This is a genomic window from Neobacillus drentensis (genome assembly GCF_021560175.1).
Lineage (GTDB): Bacteria > Bacillota > Bacilli > Bacillales > Cytobacillaceae > Neobacillus > Neobacillus drentensis_A.
Genome location: NZ_CP091110.1, coordinates 4,357,131 through 4,374,507, shown reverse-complemented (window position 1 = coordinate 4,374,507; position 17,377 = coordinate 4,357,131). Strand labels below are relative to the sequence as shown.

General features: G+C 38.2%; 19 protein-coding genes. 18 read left to right on the top strand and 1 reads right to left on the bottom strand.

Features of this window, described 5'->3' with window-relative positions; translation table 11 throughout:
* Positions 1-21 precede the first annotated feature (21 nt).
* The 13 genes from L1999_RS20715 (at position 22) to fni (ending at position 12,366) form a co-directional block, all read left to right on the top strand.
* Entirely contained in the window at positions 22-810 is a 789-nt protein-coding gene (locus L1999_RS20715; protein ID WP_235740298.1) for a metallophosphoesterase, read from the top strand.
* Between the two features lie 74 nt (positions 811-884).
* On the top strand, positions 885-1,466 hold the full coding sequence (locus L1999_RS20710) for a genetic competence negative regulator (RefSeq protein ID WP_235740297.1): 582 nt from the start codon (positions 885-887) through the stop codon (positions 1,464-1,466).
* Between the two features lie 208 nt (positions 1,467-1,674).
* Positions 1,675-2,955 (top strand): Glu/Leu/Phe/Val family dehydrogenase, encoded by a 1,281-nt coding sequence (locus tag L1999_RS20705; protein WP_215043186.1) that lies wholly within the window; start codon positions 1,675-1,677, stop codon positions 2,953-2,955.
* A 131-nt stretch (positions 2,956-3,086) separates the two neighbouring features.
* Complete coding sequence (locus L1999_RS20700; protein WP_235740296.1) at positions 3,087-4,058, top strand: YpdA family putative bacillithiol disulfide reductase; 972 nt, start codon at positions 3,087-3,089, stop codon at positions 4,056-4,058.
* Between the two features lie 6 nt (positions 4,059-4,064).
* Positions 4,065-5,021 carry an asparaginase gene (locus L1999_RS20695; protein ID WP_235740295.1) on the top strand — a complete coding sequence of 319 codons (957 nt, stop codon included), beginning with the start codon at positions 4,065-4,067 and terminating at the stop codon, positions 5,019-5,021.
* A gap of 96 nt (positions 5,022-5,117) precedes the next feature.
* Positions 5,118-5,807, top strand: a complete 690-nt coding sequence (gene prsW / locus L1999_RS20690; RefSeq protein ID WP_235740294.1) for a glutamic-type intramembrane protease PrsW — start codon at positions 5,118-5,120, stop codon at positions 5,805-5,807.
* A 188-nt stretch (positions 5,808-5,995) separates the two neighbouring features.
* Positions 5,996-6,688, top strand: a complete 693-nt coding sequence (sleB, locus tag L1999_RS20685) for a spore cortex-lytic enzyme (protein WP_345790907.1) — start codon at positions 5,996-5,998, stop codon at positions 6,686-6,688.
* Between the two features lie 14 nt (positions 6,689-6,702).
* On the top strand, positions 6,703-8,052 hold the full coding sequence (gene ypeB / locus L1999_RS20680; RefSeq protein WP_235740292.1) for a germination protein YpeB: 1,350 nt from the start codon (positions 6,703-6,705) through the stop codon (positions 8,050-8,052).
* A gap of 267 nt (positions 8,053-8,319) precedes the next feature.
* Complete coding sequence (locus L1999_RS20675; RefSeq protein ID WP_235740291.1) at positions 8,320-8,505, top strand: YpfB family protein; 186 nt, start codon at positions 8,320-8,322, stop codon at positions 8,503-8,505.
* A gap of 232 nt (positions 8,506-8,737) precedes the next feature.
* Complete coding sequence (cmk, locus tag L1999_RS20670; protein ID WP_235740290.1) at positions 8,738-9,412, top strand: (d)CMP kinase; 675 nt, start codon at positions 8,738-8,740, stop codon at positions 9,410-9,412.
* A gap of 2 nt (positions 9,413-9,414) precedes the next feature.
* A complete protein-coding gene (locus tag L1999_RS20665; protein WP_235740289.1) occupies positions 9,415-9,996 on the top strand; it encodes a lysophospholipid acyltransferase family protein in 582 nt (193 codons plus the stop codon).
* A 160-nt stretch (positions 9,997-10,156) separates the two neighbouring features.
* The gene (gene rpsA, locus L1999_RS20660) at positions 10,157-11,296 is read left to right on the top strand and encodes a 30S ribosomal protein S1 (protein WP_235740288.1); all 1,140 of its coding nucleotides are present in this window, start codon (positions 10,157-10,159) and stop codon (positions 11,294-11,296) included.
* A gap of 11 nt (positions 11,297-11,307) precedes the next feature.
* On the top strand, positions 11,308-12,366 hold the full coding sequence (gene fni / locus L1999_RS20655; RefSeq protein WP_235740287.1) for a type 2 isopentenyl-diphosphate Delta-isomerase: 1,059 nt from the start codon (positions 11,308-11,310) through the stop codon (positions 12,364-12,366).
* 30 nt (positions 12,367-12,396) lie between these two features.
* On the opposite strand, the gene L1999_RS20650 is transcribed toward fni, so the two are convergent.
* Positions 12,397-12,543 carry a YpzI family protein gene (locus tag L1999_RS20650; RefSeq protein WP_235740286.1) on the bottom strand — a complete coding sequence of 49 codons (147 nt, stop codon included), beginning with the start codon at positions 12,541-12,543 and terminating at the stop codon, positions 12,397-12,399.
* 106 nt (positions 12,544-12,649) lie between these two features.
* Between L1999_RS20650 and L1999_RS20645 the strand changes: the two genes are divergently transcribed.
* The 5 genes from L1999_RS20645 (at position 12,650) to L1999_RS20625 (ending at position 17,208) form a co-directional block, all read left to right on the top strand.
* Positions 12,650-13,258: a YphA family membrane protein gene (locus L1999_RS20645; protein WP_235740285.1), complete on the top strand. Its 609-nt coding sequence runs from the start codon at positions 12,650-12,652 to the stop codon at positions 13,256-13,258.
* Positions 13,259-13,456: 198 nt separating this feature from the next.
* Complete coding sequence (der, locus tag L1999_RS20640; protein WP_215043160.1) at positions 13,457-14,767, top strand: ribosome biogenesis GTPase Der; 1,311 nt, start codon at positions 13,457-13,459, stop codon at positions 14,765-14,767.
* 19 nt (positions 14,768-14,786) lie between these two features.
* A complete protein-coding gene (locus L1999_RS20635; RefSeq protein ID WP_235740284.1) occupies positions 14,787-15,845 on the top strand; it encodes an NAD(P)H-dependent glycerol-3-phosphate dehydrogenase in 1,059 nt (352 codons plus the stop codon).
* 432 nt (positions 15,846-16,277) lie between these two features.
* Entirely contained in the window at positions 16,278-16,463 is a 186-nt protein-coding gene (locus L1999_RS20630; protein WP_215043149.1) for a DUF2768 domain-containing protein, read from the top strand.
* Positions 16,464-16,497: 34 nt separating this feature from the next.
* Complete coding sequence (locus tag L1999_RS20625; protein ID WP_235740283.1) at positions 16,498-17,208, top strand: hypothetical protein; 711 nt, start codon at positions 16,498-16,500, stop codon at positions 17,206-17,208.
* The last annotated feature ends 169 nt before the right edge of the window (positions 17,209-17,377 follow it).

The following is a 17,377-nucleotide window of genomic DNA, read 5'->3' as shown; positions in this document are numbered from 1 at the left end:
CTGTTGAGGAGGGAGAACAAGATGATTATATGGGGGATAATCGTTTTATTGTTATTGGGAGGTATCTGTCTCTTCTTATTTATGGTGAGAGAGGCCTTTTTAAATAAAGTGGTAGAGCATGAGATAACCTTTCCAGATTTTCCTGACTCGTTTGGCAAGGTGACCATTTTTTTTATTTCGGATATTCATAGACGGGTTATTTCCGATCGTATTATTCAGAATGTAAAAGGGAAAGCCGACTTTGTTATAATCGGAGGAGACTTGATGGAAAAAGGGGTATCCTTTTCGCAAGTAAAGGAAAATTTGCGGAAATTAAAACAAGTGGGACCTGCTTATTTTGTCTGGGGAAATAATGATTATGAAGTGGATTTTCGTAAATTGGATGCAATATTGCTCGATATGGGTATAAAAGTCTTGGATAATACAGCCGTTACTTTTGAGTCAAATCGTGGGGATAAATTATCTCTCTTGGGGGTTGATGACTGCAGCCAGGAGCGAGACCGGCTTGATTTTGCGCTTATGGATGCCGAGGAGGGCAGTTTTAAAATCTTAGCTTGTCATATTCCAACCATTACAGATAAGATTTTACCTGAGCATAATATTCAGCTGGTACTGAGCGGACATACCCATGGCGGACAAATACATATTTTGGGGTATAGCCCGTATCCAAGAGGAAGCTTAAAAAAACTTAAAAATACAATCCTGTTAATTAGTAACGGCTATGGAACAACAACTGTGCCCTTACGGTTAGGAGCTCCTGCTGAAACGCATCTTATTACACTTAAACGAGGTTTAGAAAAGATAGGCTAAGTTAGACAATTCACCAAAGATTCCCTGCGGCATACACTGAAAACAAGAGTTACGTCACGGCAGGGGGCAAAAGCATGCGCTTAGAACGCTTAACGGCCAATAAAATAAAAATATTTTTAACCTCTGATGATTTATTTGAAAGAGGACTTTCAAAAGAGGATATTTGGAAGGATTCTAGTAAATGGAATCAGCTTTTTCATGATATGCTCGAAGAGGCAAGTGAGGAATTTGATGTTGATATCCAGGGTTCTGTAGCTGTAGAAATTTTCTCCCTTCAGGCTCAAGGAATGATTTTAATCATTACCGTTGATGAAGTAAAAGACGATGAAGAATTATTATACGATGGGTATATTGAAATGCAGGTAAGAGTTGAAGGCTGTGAAGCTCTCTTATACGAGTTTAATGAATTTGAGGATTTAGTAGGCCTAGCCAAAAGATTATCAATTATAGACATTTTTGGTGGAAGCCTTTATGCCATGCATAACCGCTATTACCTTGTAATGGATGAGGTCGAAACTGATAAAAAAGAAATGGTTGCCTGTATTTTATCGGAGTTTGGCACCCCATCTATTCTAAGTCCATACGTTCTTGCTGAATATGGTAAGCCTGTGATGAAACAATTTGCTGTTGAAACAATCCTCCATTTTTTTAAATAACTTGATTGGATCAATATCACCCTAAAGGGGCGGATGCCCCTTTATAAGGTCTTTTAAACCTCCATACTTTGTTAGGTTTAAATTTTAGCGCAGCGTTTACAAATTAAGATTTAGTCTTGGTTTTTCTTCTTGCATAAATCAATGAAACGTGTATACTTGTCTCTGAAAGAAGACAACATTCGTAAAGCATTTTCTAGGAGGATTTTAAATGGTTGCCGAAAAAGCAAATGGTCAAACTAATCAAGAGGGAGAGCACCACGATGTGTTGAAATCAACACAAACCGTTATACATAAAGCCCTTGAAAAGTTAGGTTATCCTGAAGAAGTATATGAGCTTTTAAAAGAGCCATTACGTTTGCTGACAGTCAAAATTCCAATCAGAATGGATGACGGTTCTATTAAAATATTTACTGGATACCGTGCACAACATAATGATGCAGTCGGACCAACAAAGGGCGGTATTCGTTTTCATCCTAATGTAACTGAAACGGAAGTGAAAGCCCTTTCAATATGGATGAGTTTGAAATGCGGGATTGTCGATCTCCCATATGGCGGAGGGAAAGGCGGAATTGTCTGCGATCCGCGGGACATGTCTTTTAGAGAGCTTGAAAGACTTAGTCGTGGCTACGTGAGAGCAATCAGTCAAATTGTTGGACCAACAAAGGATATCCCTGCTCCGGATGTATTTACTAATTCACAAATTATGGCCTGGATGATGGACGAATATAGCCGAATTGATGAATTCAATTCTCCAGGATTTATCACAGGAAAGCCGCTTGTATTAGGAGGCTCCCATGGTCGAGAATCTGCAACCGCAAAAGGGGTGACCATCTGTATTCGTGAAGCTGCTAAAAAGAAAGGCATTCAAATTGAAGGAGCCAAGGTAGTCGTTCAAGGCTTTGGAAATGCAGGAAGTTATTTATCTAAGTTCATGCATGATGCCGGTGCTATCGTAATCGGTATTTCAGATGCTTATGGTGCATTATATGATCCTAATGGTCTAGACATCGACTATTTATTAGATAGACGGGATAGCTTCGGAACTGTCACAAAATTATTCAATAATACGATTTCAAATAAAGAATTACTTGAGCTTGATTGTGATATTTTAGTTCCTGCGGCTATTGAAAATCAAATTACAGCTGAAAATGCTCATAATATTCGTGCGAAAATTGTGGTCGAGGCTGCCAATGGTCCAACAACCTTGGAGGCAACAGAAATTTTAACTGAACGTGGTATTCTGCTTGTTCCAGATGTTCTAGCATCAGCTGGTGGCGTTACGGTTTCCTACTTTGAATGGGTTCAAAATAATCAAGGGTATTATTGGACAGAAGAAGAAGTAGAAGAAAAACTAGAAAAAGTAATGGTCAAATCATTTATGAATATATATGATACTGCGCAAACTCGCAGAGTGGATATGCGGCTTGCTGCCTATATGGTCGGGGTAAGGAAAATGGCAGAGGCCAGCCGCTTCAGAGGCTGGATTTAACCAAATAAGTAACATGATTAAAAGTTTTGTTTGTTGAAACTAAATAAAAAATCTCCTATCATGATACGGTAGGAGATTTTTTTGTAGAGAAATAATACTTTATATATATTCGTTGTAAGGAGCTGGCCTAAATGCAAATTGAAGATATCATTATTATTGGCGGGGGTCCCTGTGGATTAGCTGCAGCAATCGCTTTACAAGAAATTGGGAAGAAGCCATTAATTATCGAAAAGGGGAATGTTGTAAATTCCATCTATCATTATCCAACCCATCAAACCTTTTTTAGTACAAGCGAAAAATTAGAAATAGGTGGTTTTCCTTTTGTGACGGATAGTTACAAGCCCAAACGTAATCAGGCATTAGTGTATTATCGGGAGGTTGCTAAGCGCAAACAGCTACGGATAAATGCATTTGAAACAGTTATAGAAGTTTCAAAAGATGAACAACTATTCCACGTCAAAACAGATAAAGATATTTATCAGAGTAGTTATATTGTCATTGCAACGGGTTACTATGATCATCCAAACTTTATGAATGTACCAGGTGAAAGCCTTCCAAAAGTATTCCATTACTTTAAAGAAGCACATCCCTATTTTGATAAGGATGTTTGTGTAATCGGAGGAAAAAATTCAAGTGTCGATGCGGCACTTGAACTTGTAAAGGCAGGAGCCCGCGTAACGGTTTTATACCGAGGTAAAGAATATTCACCAAGTATAAAACCATGGATTCTCCCTGAATTTGAATCATTAGTCAAAAATGGAACCATAACAATGGAGTTTGAAGCAGATGTAAAAGGAATTACTGAAAATCAAGTAACTTATATAAAGGATGGGGAACAACTAACGATAAAGAATGATTTTGTCTTTGCGATGACCGGATATCATCCTGACCATGATTTCCTAGTGAAGATGGGGATAAGAATGGATGAAGAAACCGGAAGACCTTTCTATAATACTGATACAATGGAAACTAATATCAGTGGAATCTATATTGCTGGGGTTATTGCAGCAGGCAATAATGCAAATGAAATTTTTATTGAAAATGGTCGTTTCCATGGCGGTCAAATCGCACAATCTATACTAGATAAAGAAGCTAAAGGGTGATAAATAATGAAAAAGGTCGTTTTATTAACAACAGGGGGGACGATTGCTAGTAAACCAAATAAAACCTCTGGTAAATTAGCTTCCGGAGCTATTACCGGAGAAGAACTGGCAGCGATGTGTCATTTACCCAATGAAATAGAAGTAATCGTGGACTCTGTCTTTCAAAAAGCGAGTATACATATTACATTTGACGATTTAGTCTTTTTAAAAACTAAAATTGAGGATTACTTTAAGGATGAGTCCGTTTCTGGTGTGGTTGTCACCCATGGGACTGATACGATGGAGGAAACTTCCTATTTTCTAGATTTAACTATTAATGACCGCAGGCCTGTTGTCGTCACAGGCTCGCAGCGCTCACCGGAGGATTTAGGTAGTGACGTGTACATTAATTTGCGACATGCCATTTATTCGGCATGTTCGCCCGATCTACACGATGTAGGCACCGTCGTTGTGTTTAATGAACGAATTTTTGCGGCGAGATATGTAAAAAAAGAACATGCCTCTAATATTCAGGGTTTTAATGCTTTTGGGTTTGGTTATCTTGGTATTATTGATAATGACAATGTCCATGTTTTCCAGAGACCGATTAGAAGAGAGTACTATCAATTAAAATCGCCCATTCCGGCTGTAGAAATTATTAAGTGCTATATTGGGGCAGATGGGAAGTTTATAAAGGCTGCCCGAGAGGCAGGTGTATCTGGAATCATCCTTGAGGGAGTGGGAAGAGGTCAGGTAGCTCCGAAAATGATGGAAGAAATCGAAGCGTCCATAAAAGCGGGGATCAAAATAGTCATAACTACCAGTGCTGAAGAGGGTGCGGTCTATACAACGTACGATTATGAAGGCAGTGCATATGATCTTTATAAAAAGGGAGTCATTCTTGGAAGTGATAATGATTCTAAAAAAGCAAGGATGAAATTGGCTGTTGCGATGGCAAGCAGCATTGAAAACATAAACTTTTAATGCGTAGGTTTCTTCGGCCGCTGGAATGAATCTTTCATTTTCTTTACGTGCTTTACATGGTACCATAAAGAAAAAGGATTGGAAAAGAGGTTCAGCATGCTTGGAATATTATCGGCCGGAATTGCTCCAGGTTTGGCCTTATTAAGTTATTTTTATTTAAAGGATGAATATGAACCAGAGCCTGTTTCCTTTGTTTTTCGAACATTTTTGTACGGTGTGCTGCTGGTGTTCCCCATTATGTTTATCCAGCATGTTTTGGAAACAGAGCATTTATTACAATCCGATTTAATAAATGCCTTTTTTGGTTCAGGTATTTTAGAAGAGTTTTTTAAATGGTTTATCCTTTTTTATCTTATATATCAGCACGTCGAATTTGATGAACCGTTTGATGGAATTGTTTATGGTGTAGCCGTTTCGCTTGGTTTTGCTACTGTTGAAAATATCTTTTATTTAGTGGCAAATGGAATTGAGCATGCCATGACCCGTGCTCTATTGCCTGTATCTAGTCATGCACTATTCGGTGTTATTATGGGCTTTTATCTAGGAAAAGCAAAGTTTACGAAGGATCATAAAGCAAAATGGATCTTATTATCCTTGTTGTTGCCGATTCTTTTGCATGGCTCCTATGACTTTATTTTGATTTCACTTGAAAACTGGTTGTTTATTATTTTTCCATTTATGATTTTCCTTTGGTGGTTTGGATTACGAAAAGTAAAAAAAGCGAAAATTTTAAGTGCAAATCATTTTAAAAAATATCCCGAACATAAAGCACAAGCACCTGTTTAATTTACCGATAATACCTTTTAAAGCCCTTCACAATTGGTTGAAGGGTTTTTTTCTGCGAGAAATGGAATAAAAATACCAATAAAACAAAAAATAGCCTTAATGCTAAAAAGATTCATAATGGGGGTTATTATTCCATGATAAAGAAAAACATCTTCATCAGATTCTTCATCTTAATCTTTTCATGTACCATGACATTTTCTTCCTTGGAGAGCCAAAAGGTATATGCGTTTTCGAATCAGGTAATTCAAAGAGGAGCAGTAGGGGAGGATGTAATCGAGCTGCAATCTAGGCTCACATATATAGGCTTCTATCATGGGAAAATTGATGGGGTATTTGGATGGGGCACTTATTGGGCATTAAGAAATTTTCAATATGAATTCGGTTTACCTATTGATGGAATTGCAGGTGCTACAACAAAAACAAAATTAACAAAAGCCACGAAATATAACAAACAAACAGCACAGAATTCAACGTCGCCCAAGGCAGCCGCAAAAAAGCCGACAGCCTTAAACACACCAAAAGGGTACTCGCAAAATGATATAAGATTAATGGCCAATGCTGTTCATGGTGAGTCAAGGGGAGAACCGTATATTGGTCAGGTGGCTGTTGCTGCAGTTATTTTGAATCGTGTCAACAGCTCATCATTTCCAAGCACAGTTTCCGGTGTTATTTTTGAACCGGGTGCCTTTACAGCAGTAGCAGATGGACAAATTTGGCTGACTCCAAATGAATCCGCTAAAAAAGCAGTAATAGATGCCATAAATGGATGGGATCCAACGGGAGAGGCACTGTATTACTTTAATCCAGCAACGGCCACCAGCGGATGGATTTGGGGCAGACCGCAAATTAAACGTATTGGCAAGCATATTTTTTGTAAATAGAGGGGTGAGCTCAATTGATTAGAGGCATATTGATAGGTGTTCTCGCTGTTGGTATTGCGGGAACAGCTTATTGGGGCTATCAAGAACATCAGGAAAAAAATGCAATCCTTATCAATGCGGAAAACAACTATCAACGGGCATTCCATAATCTTTCTTATCGTATGGATCTATTAAATGATAAAATAGGAACTACACTTGCGATGAATTCCAAAGAATCCTTATCGCCCTCCTTAATCGAAGTATGGAGGCTCACTTCACAGGCACATGGCGATGTTGGACAGCTTCCGTTAACACTATTGCCTTTCAATAAAACTGAGGAATTTTTAGCGAATATTGGTAACTTTAGCTATCGTACTGCAGTTAGAGATTTATCGAAGGAACCATTGACTGATAAAGAATATCAAACACTTCAAGCACTGTACAAGCAGTCTGGTGACATCCAAAATGAGCTTCGAAATGTACAGCATATGGTCTTGAAAAATAATCTTCGGTGGATGGATGTGGAACTTGCCCTGGCATCTGGGAAGGAAAACACAGACAATACGATTATTGATGGGTTTAAAACTGTTGAAAAAACAGTTACAAGCTTTGCGGAATCAGATTTGGGGCCAACATTTAGCAATTTTCAAAAAAAGGATGAAAACTATAAGAAAATTAAAGGGAAAACCATTACCCGCAATGAGGCAATTCAAATTGCAAAAAGGTATATGAAGTTTGATGGAAATGCAAACGTAAAAGTCACCGATAATGGTAAAGGCTCTGATTATGGTTTTTACAGTGTATCCATTAAAAATAAAACGGCAGGGCAAGAAGCAAGTATGGATATTACGAAAAAGGCAGGCAAGCCCATTTGGTTTATTAATAACCGTGATATCAAAAAACAATCTTTGAGTTTAAATGATGCCAATAATAAGGCGGCAGCATTTTTGAAGAAAACAGGCTTTAAAAATTTAGAAACATTTGAGAGTACACAATATGATAATGTGGGAGTATTTGATTTTGTTACCAATATAAATGGAGTTAGAATTTATCCAGAATCAGTGAAAGTCAAAGTAGCGCTGGATAATGGAGATATAGTTGGTATTTCTGCTGAAGAATACTTAAAATCATTCCAAACACGAACCATAGAAAAACCAACGCTTACACTTGAACAAGCTCGTACCAAGGTAAATCCAAAATTAAAGGTAATGGAACAACGCCAAGCCATGATTGTTAATGATCTAAATGAGGATGTATTATGCTATGAATTCTTAGGAACATTGGGTGATGATACCTATCGGATCTTTATTAATGCTAAAACAGGATTAGAAGAAGAAGTAGAAAAACTAAAAAATGCTGAGGCAACATACGAAGATGTTTTATAGAGCCTGACCCAAAAGGTATTTGATAAATAATATTGCACACACTCTGTTGATTGGAGCGGAAGGCGCACAGACTCCTGGGGGAGTACGGGGCAGGGGAGACCCCGCAGGAGCGAAGCGACGAGGAGGCTCCCCGTACCGCCCGCGGAAAGCGAAGCGCCTGAAGCGGAAATCAACAGACTAGTTTAAATCAGTCCATAATTAGAAGAAAAGAATAAAATCGGCAGGCTGCTCCAATACTAACGACATATGGCTTTTGGAGTGATTGGCATGAAAACAATAGAAAGAATTTTAATTAAATTGGTGATTGTACAATTTATCTTTTTATTTTTATCACAATTACTATTGCATCAGTTAGATATTTTTCCGCAAATTAAACATTTAACAAAATACGAAGGGGTTAATGAAAATACAATAACTGAAATTCTGCAAACCTTTCAGGATAATAACCCATAACCTGCACATTTTGTTAACAAAATAAAATAGGAAAGTATAAATGCTTCCTCTTAGTTGGAAGGTTTATACTTTCCTATTTTTATTATAGAGTATTAGGCAATTGTACTAATTAAATGGGGTTTATTTCAGCATTTTTCTTTTATATAATTGCTAAAAAAAAGAGGCATATCTTTATCTTGTGGTAAAATAAATAAGGTAGATGAGACGATCATGAGAGCATTTAGGAGGATTTATGGAAAATAAAATATCAATTGCAATTGACGGCCCTGCCGCAGCCGGGAAAAGTACAGTAGCAAAAATTGTGGCAGAAAGACTTTCTTATATTTATATTGATACTGGTGCAATGTACAGAGCATTGACATATAAAGCAATCAACAATCAACTTGATCTGGAAGATGAAGCATCATTATTGGACACGCTCTTATCGACAGTTATTGAACTAAAACCTTCCAATACAGGACAATTGGTTATTCTTGATAACTGCGATGTTACAGATTTAATTCGTACATCTGAAGTAACTAATTCTGTGTCCTACGTGGCACGGCAGCCAAAAGTCCGTGAAGAAATGGTGAAGAGACAGCAGGCATTCGCCACAGAAGGCGGAGTGGTGATGGATGGTAGAGACATCGGAACACATGTTTTACCAAATGCTGAAGTAAAAGTATTTTTGCTTGCAAGTGTAGAAGAGAGAGCTGAGAGAAGGCATACTGAAAACTTAGAGAAAGGCTTTCCTTCTGATTTGGAAAAATTAAAAGAAGAGATTGCCCAGCGTGATAAAATTGACTCGGAAAGAGCAGTAGCTCCTTTAAAAAAGGCAAGTGATGCAATTGAAATCGACACAACCTCTTTGACCATTCCTGATGTTGTCGAAAAAATAATGGCGTTGGTGAATGAAAGGATTGGTTGAGTATGACGTTTTATGGGTTTGCCAAATCAGTGGTTTATACCATTTTTAAACCGTGGTATCGGATACAAGCAGTAGGTGTAGAAAATATCCCGAAAGAGGGTGGCGTGCTTCTTTGCTCCAACCATATCTCTGTAATCGACCCAATCGTTGTCGGTATCATGTGTCCCCGTCCCGTGCATTATATGGCTAAAGATGAGCTTTTTCAGGTCCCGGTATTGGGAGGGATCGTAAGAAAATGTAATGCATTCCCTGTAAAAAGGGGATTCAGTGACCGAGAGGCGCTAAGGACAGGATTAAAGCTTTTAAAGGACGGACATGTTTTTGGACTCTTTCCGGAAGGAACCAGAAGCAAAACTGGGGAACTAGGAAAAGGGCTTTCAGGAGCAGGCTTTTTTGCATTAAGAACGGAAGCTCAAGTAGTACCTTGTGCGGTCATTGGTCCTTATAAAAGTCTAAAAAAATTAAAAATGGTTTATGGTAAACCAATCGATATGACTGAAATGAGACAAACAAAAGCCTCAGCTGAGGAAGTAACTGAATTAATTATGTCAGAAATCGATAAACTTATAAAAGAGCATAAATAGCTTCTGCTTGACAAAAAAGGCTATTTGTAAGAAGTTAATAAAAAGAGATTTTTTTTGAAAATTCTATTGGTTTTGTTTTATTTTATATGTGGTGAACAGAGTGTTTTTCACCAAATCATATATAGATTTTTAAGAGTAAATGGAATAAGGAGGAATACATATGTCGGAAGAATTAAATCAAGTAGAAGTGAAAAACTTTGAAATCGGGGATAAAGTAACTGGACAAGTTACTAAGGTTGAGGAAAAACAGGTGCTTGTGAATATTCCAGGCAGCAAGCTGGATGGAATTATCCCAATCAGTGAACTTTCAAGCCTTCATATTGAAAAGGCATCTGATGCTGTTGCAGAAGGCGATGAACTGGAATTAGAAGTAACAAAGGTAGAAGAAGATGCATTAGTATTATCGAAACGGAAAGTGGATGCAGAGAAAGCTTGGGAAAGCTTAGAAAATAAATTCCAGGCTGGAGAGATTTTCGAAACAGAGGTTAAAGACGTTGTTAAAGGCGGATTGGTTGTAGACCTTGGCGTTCGTGGATTTGTTCCTGCTTCCTTGGTAGAGGCGCATTTTGTCGAGGATTTCAGTGATTACAAAGGCCGTACGCTCTCATTTAAAATCGTTGAACTTGACAAGGAAAAGAACCGTTTAATTCTCTCCCATCGTGCAGTTGTCGAACAAGAAAAAGGAAAGCAAAAACAAAACCGTCTTGGTGCTCTGGAAGTGGGGCAAGTTATTGAGGGAACTGTCCAAAGAATTACTGATTTTGGCGCTTTTGTAGACATCGGCGGAATTGATGGACTAGTTCATATTTCACAGCTTTCCCATGAACATGTTAATAAACCATCTGATGTTGTACACGAAGGACAACAAGTGAATGTAAAAGTGTTGAGTGTTGACCGCGATAATGAAAGAATTTCATTATCAATTAAAGAAACCCTTCCAGGACCTTGGAGTAATATCTCAGAGAAAGCTCCTAAAGGAAGTACTTTAAGCGGAACAGTGAAAAGATTGGTTTCTTATGGGGCTTTCGTGGAAGTATTTCCTGGTGTAGAAGGACTTGTTCATATCTCTCAAATTGCTCATAAACATATCGGAACTCCGCATGAAGTTTTAAAAGAAGGTCAAGAAGTAAATGTAAAGGTTCTTGATGTCAATGAGCAGGATCAGCGTTTATCATTAAGCATAAAGGAATTGCTTGAAAAAGAAGTGGAGGAAAACTTTGATTACGAGCTTCCAGAAGAGTCTAAAGGGTTCCAGCTTGGTGAAATGATTGGAGATAAATTAAAGAATCTAGGAAAATAATGGTGATGTAAGTGTCAAGATCTGAACGAAAATGGGATCATATTCGCTTTGCCTTGGAAAATAGGCAAAATCGTTCTACAGTTTTCGACGATATCAAATTTATTCACCAAAGCTTACCGAATATCAATGTGTCCGATGTTCGATTAAATTATTTAATTGGCGAACTTTCTTTAAGTTCGCCAATTTTTATCAATGCTATGACGGGCGGCGGCGGCGAAAAAACCTATCAAATTAATAAGCAGCTGGCAATCGCTGCAAAGCATACCGGAGTGGCTATGGCTGTTGGGTCACAAATGTCTGCTATCAGGGATAAACAAGAAAGATATACATATGAAATTGTCCGTAAAGAGAATCCCAATGGGATTGTCATCGCCAATTTAGGCAGTGAAGCGACCATTGAAAATGCTAAATTGGCCATTGATATGATTGGGGCCAATGCCTTACAAATTCATTTAAATGTGATTCAAGAATTAACGATGCCGGAGGGGGATCGAAATTTTTTCGGATCTCTAAACAGAATCACAGAGATTGCCAATGGGGTAAACGTACCGATTATCGTAAAGGAAGTCGGCTTTGGTATGTCTAAGGAAACGGTTGAGTCTCTCATTTCGGCAGGTATAGCTTTTGTTGATGTAGGAGGTTCCGGAGGGACAAATTTTGCTGAAATAGAAAATAAGCGCAGGAAACAATCTCTTCCGTTTTTCAATAATTGGGGAATCCCTACACCTATTTCAATTCTTGAGGCAGCAAGTATTCCTAATCGTATTCCGATTATTGGATCTGGAGGTTTTTCCTCAAGCATTGATATTGCAAAAGGGTTAGCAATTGGTGCTAGTGCGATTGGTCTAGCTGGCTTCTTCTTGCAAATACTTGTACAGGATGGTCTGGATGCTTTAATTGAAGAAATTAACACTCTCCATTCGGAATTAACAATGATTATGACTGCATTAGGTGCAAAGTCTATTTCAGACTTAAAAAATGCGCCCGTCATTATTTCAGGTGAGACCTATCACTGGTTAATGCAAAGAGGAATCGATACAAAGCAATATAGCCAACGAGAGATTAAATAAAGCTCCCGCATATGCGGGAGCTTTTACTAGTTATTCATCATATTTTCCATCGTTTAAGTCCCTTGCTTCTTCAGGACCTGATAATTTGGTAGACCCAGCATAGTGTAATGCTTGGTCCCGGTCTGACTCCACTCTTCTACTAGCTTTAAGCTTTTTTTCTTGGCGGTCTTTTCCCATTTTCCACACCTCCTCTTTATAAGATGATTCACTACTGAAATATTATTCAAGGAAGTATGAAAGTACATAAAGTTTACCAATAATGAAAATAATAGGAGGTGTATGCATGGAAGGTACGATGTTTTATTGGATTTATTGGTCATTTTGGGTTTATCTTACTTTTCTGACAGATAAGAAAAACCCGTATCGGAGAAAACTATCTGCAATTATTTTAATCGCAATCCTATTGTCCAATCTGCACTTTAAACTGGGGGAATATGACATTCATGCCAGTGGAATATTTTTATTAGTAATGTGTTATCTTTTTTTCAGCCGTGAAAAACGGGGAGCTATTCTTTATTTCTATCTTTGTTCATTGATTGTATCAATAGGATATGTGGCGTTCCATTTGTTTGAGATTTTTGACCCAGTATGGATTATTTTTAAAAAGGAATGGATGATGGGAATTACTTTTGGATACCTGGCCATCCTGCTGCAAAAAAGCTTAAAAGGCAGATTACTGATTGCGATTTGTGGAACGATGCAAGGGGAGTTTCTTTATGCATATACCTTAAGTAAATTTCCTTTTCCATATGAAATAGGCGGGTTTGAATATCTAGATGCATGTGCGTTGATTTCTGCTTTACTGGTTGCTTGGAGTGCATTCGAAAATGCAGGAACGTTTTTTCAAACACACTATCATTTTTTTGAAAGAGGAAAACAAAAATCATCCTAAATGGGCAGCTTGGAGAATCCTTACCATTGCAGGAAAGGACTAACATTGTTAAAATAATTGAAGTTAGGCCCTTCTTGTTAACAGAAGGGTTTCTTTACTTAAGGCTATTGTCCGCCTTACTTACGTAAGAACTTTCAATTTGAATAATGCTAACTAATAACACTATTGTGAAATATATTAGAAAGGATGGCGATTAAGATGGTTAAACCTGTTATTGCCATTGTCGGAAGACCAAACGTTGGAAAATCCACCATTTTTAATAGGATTGTGGGTGAGCGTGTTTCCATCGTTGAAGACGTGCCGGGAGTTACTAGAGATCGGATTTATAGTTCAGGTGAATGGTTAACACATGATTTTAATGTGATCGATACGGGCGGGATTGATATTGGAGATGAGCCTTTTTTAGAGCAGATTCGTCAGCAGGCGGAGGTTGCAATTGATGAAGCTGATGTCATTATCTTTCTAACAAATGGTCGTGAAGGGGTAACAGCAGCGGATGAAGAAGTGGCAAAAATCCTCTATAAGTCCAAAAAGCCAATCGTCTTAGGAGTAAATAAGATCGATAACCCTGAAATGAGAGAGTTACTTTATGATTTTTATTCATTGGGTTTTGGTGAGCCAATCCCAGTGTCAGGGTCTCACGGACTTGGCCTTGGTGATTTATTAGATGAGGCAGCTAAATATTTCCCAAAATCAAAGCCAATAGAATATGATGAAGATGTGGTCAAGTTTTCTTTAATTGGAAGACCGAATGTTGGAAAGTCCTCTCTCGTAAATGCGATATTAGGAGAAGATCGTGTCATAGTCAGCAATATTGCGGGTACCACTCGAGATGCAGTTGACTCCCCTTATACTTATAACGGGCAAAGATATGTCATTATTGATACAGCTGGAATAAGAAAAAGAGGAAAAGTGTATGAAACTACAGAAAAGTATAGTGTGTTGCGTGCACTAAGGGCGATTGAACGTTCAGATGTTGTTTTAGTGGTCATTAACGCTGAAGAAGGAATTATTGAGCAAGATAAGAAAATTGCCGGCTATGCCCATGAAGCAGGACGAGCTGTCGTGATTGTGGTGAATAAATGGGATGCGGTTGAAAAAGATGAGAAAACAATGAAAGAATTGGAACAAAAAATAAGAGAACATTTCTTATTTCTTAGCTATGCTCCAATTGTTTTCCTATCGGCAAAAACGAAAAAGCGTATCCATACTCTAATGCCAATGATCAATACGGCAAGTGATAACCATTCGATGCGGGTTGAAACAAGCGTGTTAAATGACGTCATTATGGATGCGGTCGCGATGAATCCAACTCCGACAGACAAGGGCCGACGATTAAAAATTTATTATGCTACCCAAGTGGCTGTCAAACCACCAACTTTTGTTGTTTTTGTAAATGAACCTGAATTAATGCATTTTTCCTATGAACGCTTTCTTGAAAACAGGATTCGGGACGCCTTTGGATTTGAGGGGACGCCAATCAAGATTTATGCTCGAGAAAGAAAATAATAAAGGCAGGTGAAGGGTTATGCGGGAGGATAGCAAAACAGCCGTAACTGTTATTGGTGCAGGAAGCTGGGGAACAGCCCTCGCAATGGTACTTGCAGACAACGGTCATGAAGTACGTTTATGGAGTCATAATGAGGATCAGGTAAAGGAAATAAATCAATTCCATACCAATAAAAAATATTTACCTGATATCAAATTGCCAGGATTAATTGTGGGGTATGCTTCGTTATATGATGCATTAAAGGGAGTGGAAAACATTATCCTGGCTGTTCCGACAAAAGCCATTCGGGAAGTGCTAGGCAGTATTCGGGCAGTTCAGAGTGAACCATTGACGATTACGCATGTGAGTAAAGGGATAGAGCCTAATACCCTGCTGCGAATAACCGAAATCATTAAAGAAGAAATGCCTAAAGAACTTCTTAAAGATGTCGTGGTTCTTTCAGGACCTAGTCATGCGGAAGAAGTCAGTCTTAGACACCCTACAACCGTTGCAGTCTCATCTGAAAATATGGAAGCAGCTGAACATATACAGGATCTTTTTATCAATCAAAATTTCCGCGTATATACCAATTCAGATGTCATTGGCGTGGAAATTGGCGGAGCCTTAAAGAACATTATAGCCTTGGCGGCAGGTATTACAGACGGACTTGGTTACGGTGATAATGCTAAGGCGGCTTTAATGACGCGGGGATTAGCGGAAATAGCCCGGCTCGGAACAAAAATGGGTGCCAATCCATTAACGTTCTCAGGGTTAGCGGGAATAGGAGATCTAATTGTTACCTGCACAAGTGTACATTCAAGAAACTGGAAAGCAGGAAATTTGCTTGGTAAGGGGAAAACGTTAACTGAGGTTCTCGATAATATGGGAATGGTGGTCGAAGGTGTAAGAACAACGAAAGCGGCGAATCAGCTTGCAGAAAAGTATAATGTTAATATGCCGATTACATCTGTCTTGTATAATGTTTTGTTTAATGGCAAAAACGCGAAAGATGCAGTTGATGTTTTAATGTCGCGCGGAAGAACCCATGAGATGGAAGACTTAGTCAATGTTCTTGAGGAAAAATCCCTTGAAGAATAAAAATGTGCTTTTTTATTAAGAAATAGGCAATCTTATGATGCGTTTTTTCTCTAGGTTGCATACAATGCAACGAAGCAACCTAGTAGTAGACGCTGGAGAATGGGTTATTTAGTCCAAATTTGGCTGAAGTAAAGAACTCGCCCCTCTTTACTTCAGTTTTTTTATGTTCTAGAATATTATAGATTTAGTAATTTGAAATACCTTTTTACAGGTATATACACGTCCAGCTCCAGCGCCCAACGGCTAGTGTCCTTCGCTCTTTTCCCTACGATAAGTCAACATCGAATCGCTAACGCTCTTCGTGTTTCCTTTATCTCAGTCAAAGGGCTCCAGGCCATACGCCGCTAAACGGGCGCTTGCGCTTTTGTTCAAATGAATTTTTTTATAATAATAGCTATGTTATAATTAATCTTCGAAAAAGGGGGAATAAAATTGTCGCCAGCCATGATAAAGATGTGGATATCCATTGCGGGTATGGCTCTTATGTTTCTTGCGATCGTTACGATTTATTTGAGCCGGTATAAGTTACAAGGAGTATTTCGAATTCTAACTGCTATTATTGCTTATTTGTTTATGATTGTGGCAGGAATAACCTTACTGATTGTTTTTTTAACTTGAATTTTCGACCATACATAAATCTAAAGGTGATTTTATGAAAAGAATAATGTTGTTTAGCACACTCATGATTATGGCAGTTATCTTATCAGGCTGCATGTATCCGAAAGAGGAATTAACGCAAAACCAGGTACCTTATAAAGATCAAATTAAGGCAGTACAATCGGCAGTAGATGACTTTCAAAAAGATAATGGCGGAATTCTGCCCATTAAAACCAAGGAAGCTGAAACACCGATTTATCAAAAGTATCCTATAGATTTTAAAAAAATTGCGCCCAAGTATATAGCAGAACCACCTGGAAATGCTTATGAGAGCGGTGGTATATTTCAATATGTACTTGTAAATGAGGAGACAAATCCTACCGTTAAATTGTTGGATTTGCGGATGGCGGAAACGATTCGTGATATTAATTTAAGGATAAGAACGAATGGTTATCCACCATATAAAACGCAATTGGCCAAAAATGTTTATTCACTTGACTATTCAAAACTTGGATTCAAGAAAGCTCCATACGCAGTGAGTCCCTTTACAAATCAAAACCTTTCGTTCGTCATAACAGGTGATGCCGAGGTTTACGTTGATTATCGGCCCGACCTCTATCAAATTTTAAAAAAGACGGGTAAGGAGCCGAAACCAGGCGAGGATATCCGTTCTATTTTAGTGGATAATTCCATGTTTGTTCCCGCCTATTCGCTGCCCTATACCATTGATTCTAAGACAAAGGAACCTATTTTTTTAGAAAAATAAGAATTTGATTAGGTCCTCCTCACTACTCCTAGAGAACCTCCTTTGCTTTAATTTTTGTCATAACCCTTTTCCTATGAAATATATTGTAGGAGAAGGGTTTTTTTATGATTAATCATGAATGGCAGTATAGATTCAATTGTTATTGCCTTATCCGTTAACCATAGTTAGA

Excerpts from the sequence above, each read along its gene's own strand:
- L1999_RS20715 (WP_235740298.1), top strand. The coding sequence starts at position 22 with ATGATTATATGGGGGATAATCGTTTTATTGTTATTGGGAGGTATCTGT.
- L1999_RS20710 (WP_235740297.1), top strand. The coding sequence starts at position 885 with ATGCGCTTAGAACGCTTAACGGCCAATAAAATAAAAATATTTTTAACC.
- L1999_RS20705 (WP_215043186.1), top strand. The coding sequence starts at position 1,675 with ATGGTTGCCGAAAAAGCAAATGGTCAAACTAATCAAGAGGGAGAGCAC.
- L1999_RS20700 (WP_235740296.1), top strand. The coding sequence starts at position 3,087 with ATGCAAATTGAAGATATCATTATTATTGGCGGGGGTCCCTGTGGATTA.
- L1999_RS20695 (WP_235740295.1), top strand. The coding sequence starts at position 4,065 with ATGAAAAAGGTCGTTTTATTAACAACAGGGGGGACGATTGCTAGTAAA.
- prsW (WP_235740294.1), top strand. The coding sequence starts at position 5,118 with ATGCTTGGAATATTATCGGCCGGAATTGCTCCAGGTTTGGCCTTATTA.
- sleB (WP_345790907.1), top strand. The coding sequence starts at position 5,996 with ATGACATTTTCTTCCTTGGAGAGCCAAAAGGTATATGCGTTTTCGAAT.
- L1999_RS20675 (WP_235740291.1), top strand. The coding sequence starts at position 8,320 with ATGAAAACAATAGAAAGAATTTTAATTAAATTGGTGATTGTACAATTT.
- cmk (WP_235740290.1), top strand. The coding sequence starts at position 8,738 with ATGGAAAATAAAATATCAATTGCAATTGACGGCCCTGCCGCAGCCGGG.
- L1999_RS20665 (WP_235740289.1), top strand. The coding sequence starts at position 9,415 with ATGACGTTTTATGGGTTTGCCAAATCAGTGGTTTATACCATTTTTAAA.
- rpsA (WP_235740288.1), top strand. The coding sequence starts at position 10,157 with ATGTCGGAAGAATTAAATCAAGTAGAAGTGAAAAACTTTGAAATCGGG.
- L1999_RS20650 (WP_235740286.1), bottom strand. The coding sequence starts at position 12,543 with ATGGGAAAAGACCGCCAAGAAAAAAAGCTTAAAGCTAGTAGAAGAGTG.
- L1999_RS20645 (WP_235740285.1), top strand. The coding sequence starts at position 12,650 with ATGGAAGGTACGATGTTTTATTGGATTTATTGGTCATTTTGGGTTTAT.
- der (WP_215043160.1), top strand. The coding sequence starts at position 13,457 with ATGGTTAAACCTGTTATTGCCATTGTCGGAAGACCAAACGTTGGAAAA.
- L1999_RS20635 (WP_235740284.1), top strand. The coding sequence starts at position 14,787 with ATGCGGGAGGATAGCAAAACAGCCGTAACTGTTATTGGTGCAGGAAGC.
- L1999_RS20625 (WP_235740283.1), top strand. The coding sequence starts at position 16,498 with ATGAAAAGAATAATGTTGTTTAGCACACTCATGATTATGGCAGTTATC.